Annotated in this window: 15 protein-coding genes; 12 read left to right on the top strand and 3 right to left on the bottom strand. The window is 62.0% G+C overall.

Annotated elements, in window-relative coordinates; translation table 11 throughout:
* Positions 1-174 (top strand): histidinol dehydrogenase (locus tag QZ648_RS20770; RefSeq protein WP_291998181.1); only part of this gene is annotated, 174 nt, incomplete at its 5' end.
* A 77-nt stretch (positions 175-251) separates the two neighbouring features.
* On the opposite strand, the gene hisC is transcribed toward QZ648_RS20770, so the two are convergent.
* A complete protein-coding gene (hisC, locus tag QZ648_RS20765) occupies positions 252-1328 on the bottom strand; it encodes a histidinol-phosphate transaminase (protein ID WP_169065539.1) in 1077 nt (358 codons plus the stop codon).
* A 167-nt stretch (positions 1329-1495) separates the two neighbouring features.
* Here hisC and hisB point away from each other — a divergent pair, with 167 nt between their 5' ends.
* From hisB to tatC, 10 genes are all read left to right on the top strand, one after another.
* The gene (gene hisB, locus QZ648_RS20760; protein ID WP_169065538.1) at positions 1496-2083 is read left to right on the top strand and encodes an imidazoleglycerol-phosphate dehydratase HisB; all 588 of its coding nucleotides are present in this window, start codon (positions 1496-1498) and stop codon (positions 2081-2083) included.
* Entirely contained in the window at positions 2083-2742 is a 660-nt protein-coding gene (gene hisH / locus QZ648_RS20755; protein ID WP_291998177.1) for an imidazole glycerol phosphate synthase subunit HisH, read from the top strand. The genes hisB and hisH overlap by 1 nt, the downstream gene beginning before the upstream one ends.
* Before the next feature lie 78 nt (positions 2743-2820).
* Positions 2821-3564, top strand: coding sequence for a 1-(5-phosphoribosyl)-5-[(5-phosphoribosylamino)methylideneamino]imidazole-4-carboxamide isomerase (gene hisA / locus QZ648_RS20750; RefSeq protein WP_169065537.1), 744 nt, complete (start codon positions 2821-2823; stop codon positions 3562-3564).
* A gap of 39 nt (positions 3565-3603) precedes the next feature.
* Entirely contained in the window at positions 3604-4365 is a 762-nt protein-coding gene (hisF, locus tag QZ648_RS20745) for an imidazole glycerol phosphate synthase subunit HisF (protein WP_169065536.1), read from the top strand.
* Positions 4362-4766, top strand: coding sequence for a phosphoribosyl-AMP cyclohydrolase (gene hisI / locus QZ648_RS20740; protein WP_169065535.1), 405 nt, complete (start codon positions 4362-4364; stop codon positions 4764-4766). Before hisF ends, hisI begins: the two co-directional genes overlap by 4 nt.
* Positions 4763-5083 carry a phosphoribosyl-ATP diphosphatase gene (locus tag QZ648_RS20735; RefSeq protein ID WP_042335393.1) on the top strand — a complete coding sequence of 107 codons (321 nt, stop codon included), beginning with the start codon at positions 4763-4765 and terminating at the stop codon, positions 5081-5083. Before hisI ends, QZ648_RS20735 begins: the two co-directional genes overlap by 4 nt.
* A gap of 3 nt (positions 5084-5086) precedes the next feature.
* The gene (locus QZ648_RS20730) at positions 5087-5437 is read left to right on the top strand and encodes a histidine triad nucleotide-binding protein (RefSeq protein WP_169065534.1); all 351 of its coding nucleotides are present in this window, start codon (positions 5087-5089) and stop codon (positions 5435-5437) included.
* A gap of 203 nt (positions 5438-5640) precedes the next feature.
* Positions 5641-5895, top strand: a complete 255-nt coding sequence (gene tatA, locus QZ648_RS20725; protein ID WP_169065533.1) for a Sec-independent protein translocase subunit TatA — start codon at positions 5641-5643, stop codon at positions 5893-5895.
* Positions 5896-5996: 101 nt separating this feature from the next.
* Positions 5997-6422, top strand: a complete 426-nt coding sequence (gene tatB / locus QZ648_RS20720; RefSeq protein WP_169065532.1) for a Sec-independent protein translocase protein TatB — start codon at positions 5997-5999, stop codon at positions 6420-6422.
* A 7-nt stretch (positions 6423-6429) separates the two neighbouring features.
* On the top strand, positions 6430-7290 hold the full coding sequence (gene tatC / locus QZ648_RS20715) for a twin-arginine translocase subunit TatC (RefSeq protein WP_169065531.1): 861 nt from the start codon (positions 6430-6432) through the stop codon (positions 7288-7290).
* Positions 7291-7474: 184 nt separating this feature from the next.
* On the opposite strand, the gene QZ648_RS20710 is transcribed toward tatC, so the two are convergent.
* A complete protein-coding gene (locus tag QZ648_RS20710) occupies positions 7475-8317 on the bottom strand; it encodes a class II glutamine amidotransferase (RefSeq protein WP_291998176.1) in 843 nt (280 codons plus the stop codon).
* A gap of 215 nt (positions 8318-8532) precedes the next feature.
* Positions 8533-9717, bottom strand: coding sequence for a trypsin-like peptidase domain-containing protein (locus QZ648_RS20705; RefSeq protein WP_291998175.1), 1185 nt, complete (start codon positions 9715-9717; stop codon positions 8533-8535).
* A gap of 21 nt (positions 9718-9738) precedes the next feature.
* On the opposite strand from QZ648_RS20705, the gene QZ648_RS20700 reads away from it, so the two are divergent.
* The gene (locus QZ648_RS20700; protein ID WP_169068186.1) at positions 9739-10485 is read left to right on the top strand and encodes a Nif3-like dinuclear metal center hexameric protein; all 747 of its coding nucleotides are present in this window, start codon (positions 9739-9741) and stop codon (positions 10483-10485) included.
* The last annotated feature ends 20 nt before the right edge of the window (positions 10486-10505 follow it).

Below are 10505 nucleotides of genomic sequence, written 5' to 3'. Positions count from 1 at the left end.
GGCAGCGCGCGCTTCTCGTCACCGCTCGGCGTCTATGACTTCCAGAAACGGAGCAGCCTGATCCGCGTTTCGCAGGCGGCATCGAAAACGCTGGGGCGCATTGCGGCGACACTGGCCTACGGCGAAGGGCTGCCGGCACACGCCCGCTCGGCCGAGTATCGCATCGAGAGCTGAGCGGCAGCGCCTGCCCTGCAGCGCCGCACTCAAAATCTCAAAATCTCAAAATCTCAAAATCGCCGACTCTCGGGCACTCAAGCGAGAATCTCGCGCAAAGCTTCGATCAGCAGTTCGCCCTGCGCATCGGTACCGATGGTGATGCGCAGGTGCTGGTCAATGCGTGGCAAATTGAAGTGGCGCACGATGATTCCGCGCTGACGCAAGGCAGCAGCTAGTTCAGCCGCATCGCGTTGCCGGTGACGCGCAAAAACGAAATTGGCCGCCGACGGCAAGACCTCGAAACCCAGCCCCGACAAGGCACTGCACAGCGCCTCGCGGCTGCGCATCACCGCTTGCCGCGTACCATCGAAATACGCCTGGTCACCGATCGCGGCGACGGCGCCGGCAATCGCCAGGCGATCGAGTGGATACGAGTTGAAGCTGTTCTTGACGCGATCCAGCGCCTCGATCAGCTCACCCTGACCAACCGCGTAGCCGACGCGCAGGCCGGCCAGCGAGTGCGCCTTGGACAGGGTGCGCACGACCAGCAGGTTCGGGTGCTCATTGACCAGCACCATCGCCGACTCGCCGCCGAAGTCCACGTAGGCTTCATCGACGACGACGACCGACTGCCGATGCCTGGCTAGCAGGGAGGCGATCGCTTGCAGCGGCAGCAGGCAGCCCGTCGGCGCATTCGGGTTCGGGAAAATGATGCCGCCGTTGGCTGCCACATAGTCGTCGACAGAAATCGCAAAATTCTCATCCAGCGGCACTGTCGCAAAAGCGACCTCGTACAAACCGCAGTAGACCGGATAGAAGCTGTAGGTGATGTCGGGGAAGAGAATCGGTCGTTCGTGCTTGAGCAGCGCCATGAATACATGCGCCAGCACTTCATCCGAGCCGTTGCCGACGAAGACCTGCTGCGCCCTGATGCCAAAATCTGCAAAGCGCGCGGCAACGGCTTCCTTGAGGCGATCGGCGCTCGGATCCGGGTACAGGCGCAGCCGTTCGCCGCCGTTCGTCAACTCTTCGGTAATCGCCTCGAGCACGCGCGGGGATGGCGGATAGGGATTCTCGTTGGTGTTCAGCTTGACCAGCCTAACCAACTTCGGCTGCTCGCCAGGAACATAAGGCGTCAGGCGATGAACAAGGGAACTCCAGTAGCGGCTCATGAAAGGCGACTCAGTTCGGATGCAAGGGAAGCGTGAAATGGTATCATGCGCCTCTGTCGGTCAAGGCGACGTTCGCCGATTGGCGGCACTGTTTCAGTGCTCACACGCGAAGCGCGAAGATTTTCTTCAAACCCGACATTTTTTTGCCACCCTGCCATGGTCTCCCGATGCGGCAAGCAGAAGTTTCCAGGAATACACTCGAAACCCGGATCACCGTTCGCCTGAACCTCGATGGCAGCGGCCAGAGCAGCTTCGCCACCGGCGTCCCCTTTCTCGATCACATGCTCGAGCAGATTGCCCGGCACGGCCTGATCGACCTCGACATTCAAGCCGACGGCGACCTGCACATCGACGCCCACCACACCGTCGAGGATATCGGCATCACTCTCGGCCAGGCGCTGGCCAAGGCACTGGGCGACAAGAAAGGGCTGCGCCGCTACGGGCACGCCTATGTCCCTCTCGACGAAGCGCTTTCGCGCGTGGTGATCGACCTTTCCGGCCGCCCGGGCCTCGAATTCCATGTCGATTTCAAGCGCGCGATGATTGGCGCCTTCGACGTCGATCTGGTGCATGAATTCTTCCAGGGCCTGGTCAATCATGCCTTGCTGAGCCTGCACATCGACAATCTGCGCGGCGACAACGCGCACCACCAGGCGGAAACGGTATTCAAGGCCTTCGGACGTGCCCTGCGCGCCGCCGTCGAAATCGATCCTCGCGCCGGCGCCAGCATTCCGTCGACCAAAGGCACGCTCTGATGGCCGCGCTCGCTGCAGCCAGGGGGGCGATCGTCGTGGTCGATTACGGGATGGGCAACCTGCGTTCGGTCTGGCAAGCGCTGGCCCACGTCGCCGACGGTCGCCAGGTGCTGGTCTCGTCGGATCCGGCCGCGGTCGCTGCCGCCGAACGCGTAGTCTTCCCCGGGCAAGGCGCCATGCCGGACTGCATGCACGAGATCGAGACGCGCGGCCTGCGTAGCGCGGTGCTCGAAGCCGCCCGCAACAAGCCCTTTCTGGGTATCTGTATCGGTCAACAAATGCTCTTCGAGCATAGCGACGAAGGAAATGTCCCCGGCCTGGGCCTGATCGCCGGCAATGTGCGCCGCTTTCCCGCCGAGAAAATGATCGACGCCATGGGTAGCAAGCTCAAGGTGCCGCACATGGGCTGGAACGAGGTCAGGCACAGCCGCGAACACGCGCTCTGGAAAGGCATTGCCAACGATGCGCGCTTCTATTTTGTGCACAGTTATTTCGTCGAACCTCAGGATGAGGACTACGTCGTCGGCACCACCCGCTACGGCATACCCTTTACCAGCGCAGTGGCTCGGGATAATATCTTTGCCATTCAGTGCCATCCGGAAAAGAGCGCCATTGACGGGCTCGCCATGCTGGCCAACTTCGTCGCCTGGAAGCCCTGACCGAGTGCCGGTCTGCCTGCTTCCAGCGCCCTCCTCACCCTCCTCACCCTCCTTCCAACTCACTTCAATCACTCCGACATGTTGATTATCCCCGCGATTGACCTCAAAGGCGGACAGTGCGTCCGGCTCAAACAGGGTCTCATGGAGCAGGTAACCGTCTTCTCCAGCTCTCCCGGCGAGCAGGCGCGTGCATGGCTTGCCCAGGGCGCCCGGCGCCTGCACGTGGTCGACCTCGACGGCGCCTTCGCCGGCAAGCCGAAAAATGAGAACGCCATCAAAGAAATCGTGCAGGCCGTCGGCAACGACATTCCCGTCCAGCTTGGCGGCGGCATTCGCGATCTCGACACCATCGAACGCTGTCTCGACGACGGCGTCAGTTATGTGATCATTGGCACCGCGGCGGTCAAGAATCCCGGCTTTCTGCATGATGCGTGCGGCGCCTTCCCCGGCCACATAATCGTCGGCCTCGATGCCCGCGACGGCAAAGTGGCGGTTGACGGCTGGTCCAAGATGACCGGGCACGACGTCATCGATCTGGCCAAGAAGTACGAGGACTACGGTGTCGAGGCAATCATCTACACCGATATCGGTCGCGATGGCATGCTTTCCGGATTCAATATCGAAGCCACCGTCAAGCTGGCCCAGGCACTGCTGATCCCGGTCATCGCCAGCGGCGGTCTGTCGAGTATCGACGACATTCGGCAGCTTTGTGCGGTCGAGCAGGAAGGCATCAGCGCCGCCATCGCCGGCCGCGCCATTTACGACGGCTCACTGGATTTTTCCGTCGCACAGGCGGAAGCGGACCGGGCGGCGAATGCCTGAGCGCGCCACCAGATGGCAAGATCAAGGCGCTGACTGAGCATGGGCCTGGCCAAACGCATCATCCCCTGCCTGGACGTAACTGCCGGTCGTGTCGTCAAGGGCACCAATTTCGTCGCGTTGCGCGATGCTGGTGACCCGGTCGAAATCGCCCGCCGCTATGATCAGCAGGGGGCCGACGAAATCACCTTTCTCGACATCACCGCCTCGTCGGATCAGCGCGACATCATCCTGCACGTCGTCGAAGCCTGTGCTGCCGAAGTCTTCATTCCACTGACCGTTGGTGGCGGCGTGCGCTCGGTTGCCGACGTCAGGCGCTTGCTGAACGCGGGCGCAGACAAGGTGAGCATGAACACCGCCGCCGTCGAGAACCCGGACCTGGTCGCCAACGCCTCGGCCAAGGTCGGCAATCAATGCATCGTCGTCGCCATCGACGCCAAGCAGGTGGCGCCGGGTGAATGGCAGGTGTTCACCCATGGCGGACGCCGCCACACCGGCATCGACGCCATTGCCTGGGCGCGCCGCGTACAGCAGCTCGGTGCCGGCGAAATCCTGCTCACCAGCATGGATCGCGATGGCACACGCAACGGTTTCGACCTGCCGCTGACGTGCGCCGTGTCGGACGCAGTGGAAATTCCGGTAATCGCGAGCGGAGGCGTCGGCAATCTCCAGCACCTCGTCGACGGCGTCAGCGATGGCCGCGCCGATGCCGTCCTGGCGGCGAGCATCTTCCATTTTGGAGAATTCACCGTTCGACAGGCCAAGACCTATATGCGCGAGCGGGGGATCGAGGTCCGCCTGTGAGTGATCTGGACCCCGGCCAGGACTGGCTGAACGCCCTCAAATGGGACGCGCAGGGAATGCTTCCGGCAATTGCCCAGGATGCCAGCAGTGGTCGAGTGCTAATGTTCGCCTTCATGAATCGCCAATCACTGCAGGAGACGGTAAACAGCGGTAGCGCGGTATACTGGTCGCGTTCTCGTCAACGACTGTGGCGCAAAGGAGAGGAATCCGGTCATGCGCAACGCGTACGCTCGATTCGCACCGACTGTGATGGCGACGTGCTGCTACTGTCGATCGACCAGGAAGGCGGAATTGCCTGCCACACCGGTCGCGAGAGCTGTTTTTTCTATCAACTGCAGAGGGAAACGTGGGTAACGGCCGACCCGGTGCTCAAGGATCCCAAGGAAATCTACGGTAAATGAACATGGACATGCTGCACCGGATCTCAGAGACCCTGCTTGCGCGCCGCAAGGCCGACCCGGAAACCTCGTACACAGCCCAGTTGATGGCCAAGGGGCCGGACGCCATCCTCAAGAAAATCGGCGAAGAAACCGCCGAGTTGATCATGGCCGGCAAGGAAGGCAACCGCCTGCATGTGGTCTGGGAGTCGACTGACGTGCTCTACCACACGATGGTACTGCTCGCCTTTTATGGCCTGTCGATCGAAGACGTGCTGCAGGAAATGCGGCGCCGCGAAGGCGTTTCGGGCATCGACGAGAAAAAGTCGAGGAAAAGCTGAGTCATGGAAGACTGCCTGTTCTGCAAGATCGCGGCTGGTCAAATCCCGGCGCGCAAGGTTTACGAAGACGACGAAGTCTTTGCCTTCCACGACATCAAGCCGGCTCGTCCGGTGCATGTCCTGGTGATTCCGAAACGCCACATCACCTCGCTGGCGAGTACCAGCGAGGCGGATCTGCCGGTTCTCGGACGCATGCTGGCCATCGCCAACCGCCTGGCGACCGAGCAAGGCAGCCCGGACGGCTTCCGCCTGATCATCAACACCGGCGTGATCGGTCATCAGGAAGTGCAGCACCTGCACGCGCATATCGTCGGCGGGCCAGAACCGGTCGGGCCAATGCTCAAACGAGTCTGACGGCAAGCCCTGGCCACGCGTGTCGCCTGCCGGGCGGTGGCGGTGGCCAAAGCCGTATTCCATATTAACGGTCATGACCCATCGAGATAGCGCAGATCAAGGTAGTAATGAACCCCCTCCTCTTCCCCCGGCGCTTCTCCCGCGAGGGGAGAAGGGAGTTTCGTGAGTCGCTTGCGCGACTTTCACATTAATGGAGACCTGACATGGGTTCTTTCAGCATCTGGCATTGGTTGATCGTTCTGGTCATCGTCCTGCTGGTTTTCGGAACCAAGAAACTACGCGGACTGGGCTCCGATCTTGGCGGTGCGGTCAAGGGTTTCAAGGACGGCATCAAGGAAGCGAGCAGCAACGACCAGGCCGCCACCGACAGCACACCGCCACCACAGCAACAGGCACCGCAACAGGTCAAGGACGCGCAAACCATCGAGGGCGAGGTCCGCGAAAAGACCAGGAGCTAGTGCTAGTCGAGCCGCCAGCAGCGTGAGCGCCCGGCCGCCCGCCAGGGGCCGCGCTGCTCTCGCTGCTTGTTTCTCATCGCTTATTCACTCACCGACGGCCAATGTTTGATATCAGCTTTTCCGAGATGATTCTCATAGCGGTCGTCGCGCTGGTGGTGATCGGTCCCGAGCGGCTCCCGAAAGTGGCGCGCGCGGCCGGGCACCTGCTCGGACGTGTGCAGCGTTACGTCAGCGACGTGAAATCCGACATCAGTCGCGAAATGCAACTCGACGAGTTGAAGAGACTGCGCGCCGAGATCCAGGATTCCGCGCGCAGCGTGGAGCAGTCGCTGAACGGCGAAATGCAGGCCGCACGCCAGGCCATGACGCAAACCGCGCAAGCGGTCAGCGGCGACGCAAGCACCCCGGCTGCGAACACCCAGCCGAGCATAGCGTCGACCGAGCCAACGCAGCCGGCCGTGACCACCGCCGCCACGCCAACTGCGAATGCGCCCGGCAGCCCCGAAAAACCAGCCGGAACAGTCTGATCCAACAATGAGCGAAGAAACCGGGGATTCATTCCTCTCGCACCTGGTCGAGCTACGCGACCGTCTGATACGCGCGCTGATCGCCATCGGCATCGTCTTCCTTTGTCTGGTCCCCTGGGCGAAGGAACTCTATTCGCAGTTGGCCCAGCCCTTGCTGGATAAACTCCCGCAAGGTGGCCAGATGATTGCCACCGACGTGATCGGTGTTTTCCTGGTGCCGATGAAAGTGGCGCTGATGGTCGCTTTCCTGATCGCCCTGCCCTACGTCCTCTACCAGCTCTGGGCTTTCATCGCCCCGGGTCTCTATGCCCACGAGAAGAAACTGGCCTTGCCACTGGTCGGAGCGAGCGTCTTCCTGTTCTTCGTGGGCATGGCTTTCGCGTATTTTCTGGTCTTTCCGACGGTTTTCGGCTTCATGGCCAAAGTGGCGCCCGAAGGCGTCGCCTGGATGACCGACATCGAGAAGTACGTGTCATTCGTGATGACCACCTTCATGGCCTTTGGCGTGACCTTCGAGGTCCCGGTGCTGGTCGTCGTCCTGGTGTATGCCGACATCGTCGCCCTCGCCAAGCTCAAGGAATGGCGCCCCTACGTCATTGTCGGCTCGTTTGTCGTCGCTGCCGTCCTGACACCGCCGGACGTCGTTTCACAGCTGCTGATGGCCATACCGATGTGCCTGCTTTTTGAACTCGGGCTGGCGCTGGCTCACTTGGTGACCAAGCGCTCTGCACCTCAGGAGAGGCCCTACGATGAGGAGCCTGCCGCCGCAGCCGAAGGCGAATGGAAGGCGCTGAGTGCCGACGAGATGAACAAGGCTGTCACCGACCTCGATACGCAAGCAGGGCGAGACCAGAAACCAGGCGCCTGAACGCCGCCACGGCGGCCGCGCGGCGGCGGTGTGCGGCTAACGGTCATGACCTGTCGAGACACCCCCTGATGATGAAAGCCATGACCGTCCCCCTCTTCCCCTGATCCTTCTCCCGCGAGGGGAGAAGGGAGTTTCGTGAGTCGCTTGCGCGACTTTTTCACATTAAGCCCAGCGGCCGCGTTTTTCAGGAAGGCGTGTTCTCGGCGTTCTCGGCGTTCTCCGCCTTCGCCACTTTCTCCGGCCCGGCGACGGTCAGCCGATGCCGCACCGGAGCCCCCTCTTCGAACAGCCACAGACTGCCGCTGGGCAGCGTCGTCCATTGCTCGTTGTCGGTCAGCGGCACCGTGGCGATCACCGCAACGCGATCCTCCGGCGTCGTCACAGCGCTGAAGTCGATGCTCACATCCTGGTCGCGTAGATGGGCAACGGCAAACGGTGCCTGGCGAATGATGTAGGTAAGCTGTGTGGAGCAGTGCGCGAACAGGCAGTCGCCATTCGACAACAGGAAATTGCACGCCCCTTGCGCAGCAAGCTCGAGAGTCAGCTGATGCAGCGCCTCGAAAAGCAGCGCCTGGCTCGGCGCATGACTGCCAAAGCGCTGCCGTAAGTTCTGTAACAGCCAGCAAAACGCGCGTTCGCTATCGGTGTCGCCAACAGGGGTGAAGCTGCTGTCGAGCGGCGGCGAAAAATTGGGCAAGTGGCCGTTGTGCGCGAAAATCCAGTAACGTCCCCAGAGTTCGCGCATGAACGGGTGGGTGTTTTCGAGTGCCACAACGCCCTGCGTCGCCTTGCGAATATGCGCGATGACATTTTGCGAGTGGATCGGATAGCTGCGTACGAGCTCGGCCAGCGGTGAAGAACACGAGGGCTGCGGTTCGAGGAAAACACGCGTACCGCGACCTTCGAAGAAAGCAATTCCCCAGCCGTCGGAATGAACGTCGGTCGCGCCTCCACGTGCCTGGAATCCGGCAAAAGAGAAACAGATGTCGGTCGGCACATTGCAGTTCATGCCGAGTAGCTGGCACATGTCCCGCCTTCCTGTTTAATGTGAAAGTCGCGCAAGCGACTCACGAAACTCCCTTCTCCCCCTGCGGGAGAAGGGCCGGAGGTGAGGCGGGGAATTCAGGGAGCATGCTCCCTGCCCGTCGAACGATTCCGGCGTGCAAGCCGGAATGCGCACTGCACGTGAGAGGGGGCAGTCGTGACTTTCAATGTCTGGGGTATCTCGACATGTCATGACCGCTAGTCGTCCCCGCGACTCTGCGGCGCGCGCTTGCCGATCTTGACCGTGATGTCGAAAAGTTTGTTCTGGCGACGCAACTGGAAGCTGACCGCTTCGCCCGGCTTCTGGCCGGCGATCAGGTCGAGCATCCCATGCGGATCCTCGACTGCGCGACCGGCGACGGCGAGCAGGATATCACCCGGCTTGATCCCCCCCGCATCGGCCGGGCCGCCGCGCAGGACGCCGGCGATCAGCGCACCGCGAGTATCGGGCAGGCCGAAAGACTCGGCGAGATCGACGGTAATTTCCTGCGCCTCGACGCCAATCCAGCCGCGCGTAACTGTCCCCGTCGCGATGATCTGCTCCATGACATTGCGCGCAATCGAAATCGGAATCGCAAAACCGATGCCGAGCGAACCGCCGGAACGCGAGTAGATGGCGGTGTTGATGCCGATCAGGTTGCCGCGACTGTCCACCAGCGCCCCACCCGAATTGCCCGGATTGATCGCCGCGTCGGTCTGGATGAAGCTCTCGAAAGTATTGATCCCCAGGTGCGAGCGGCCGAGGGCCGAGATGATGCCCATGGTCACCGTCTGACCGACGCCGAAGGGGTTGCCAATGGCCAGGGTCACGTCGCCGACCAGAACGTCGTCCATCTGCCCAAAGGTGATCGCCGGCAATGGCAAGGCCAGCGCCTTGCCGTTGTCGGCGGTGATCTGCAGCACCGCCAGATCGGATTCCGGGTCACTGCCAACGAGGCGCGCATTCAGGTTACGGCCATCGCTGAGCGCGACCTCGATCTGGTCGGCGGATTCGACAACGTGGTTGTTCGTGAGAACATAGCCGCCGGAGCTGACAATGACGCCCGAGCCCAGGCCCGAACTGCTCGGCCCATCACCGCCCGGATCGTCACCGAAGAAGTGACGGAAAGCCGGGTCGTCGTACAGGGGATGACGACGCGCCCTGACCTTCTGTGCGGTAAAGATATGCACCACCGACGGCAGCGCCTTCTTCGCCGCCTGGCGATACGAGGGCGCAACGAGCGTCGGCGCCTCGCCCAGCGTCACCGACTCCTGCAGGGCAACGATACTGGTGCCGAATATCGGTGCCTTGCCGAGCCATTCGGGCTTAAGGGTACTGACGACGAAAAGAAGGGCGACACCAAAGGTCACCGTTTGTGCAAAAATCAGCCAGAGCCTGCGCATGGGCGAAACCGGAGCGAGTGAATGAAACGCGAAGAATTGACACGCTACCTGGACGAGATCCTGGACGCAGGCCGCTTCAAGGATTATTGCCCAAACGGACTGCAAGTGGAAGGACGGCCTGAAATCCGCAGCCTGGTCGCCGGCGTCACCGCCAGTCAGGCGCTGCTCGACGTCGCCGTCGCGCGTGCCGCCGACGTCATCCTGGTCCATCACGGCTGGTTCTGGCGCGGTGAAGACGGTCGCGTCACCGGCATCCGCCGAACACGTCTGCAAACCCTTCTGCACAATGACATCAACCTGATCGCCTATCACCTGCCGCTCGACAGCCATCCCCAGTTCGGCAACAACGCGCAGCTGGCCAAGCGCTTCGGCTGGCTGCCCGAAGGCCGCTTCGGCGAGCAGGACATCGGCTGGCACGGACGACTGGAAAAGCCGGCGACCGTCGCTGCGGTCAGCAAACACGTCGCTGCGGTGCTACAACGCGAGCCGCTGCTCATCGGCGACGGCGAGCGCCCGGTCAAGCGCGTCGCCTGGTGTTCAGGCGGTGCGCAAGGGCTCTTCGAAGAGGCCATCGCGCTGGGTGCAGACCTCTACCTGAGCGGCGAAATCTCCGAGCAGACGGTCCATCTGGCGCGCGAATCCGGCGTCGCCTACCTGGCCGCTGGTCACCATGCCAGCGAACGCTACGGCGTACAGGCGCTCGCTGCACACCTGGCCGAACGTTTCGGCCTCGACTGTCATTTCGCCGATCTCGACAACCCCGTCTGAAACCTTAAACCCCAAGGAGC

Source organism: Candidatus Accumulibacter sp. ACC012, from assembly GCF_907163155.1.
GTDB lineage: Bacteria > Pseudomonadota > Gammaproteobacteria > Burkholderiales > Rhodocyclaceae > Accumulibacter > Accumulibacter delftensis.
Note: the sequence above shows the minus strand (reverse complement) of the source record. Positions and strands in the feature narration are given on the sequence as shown.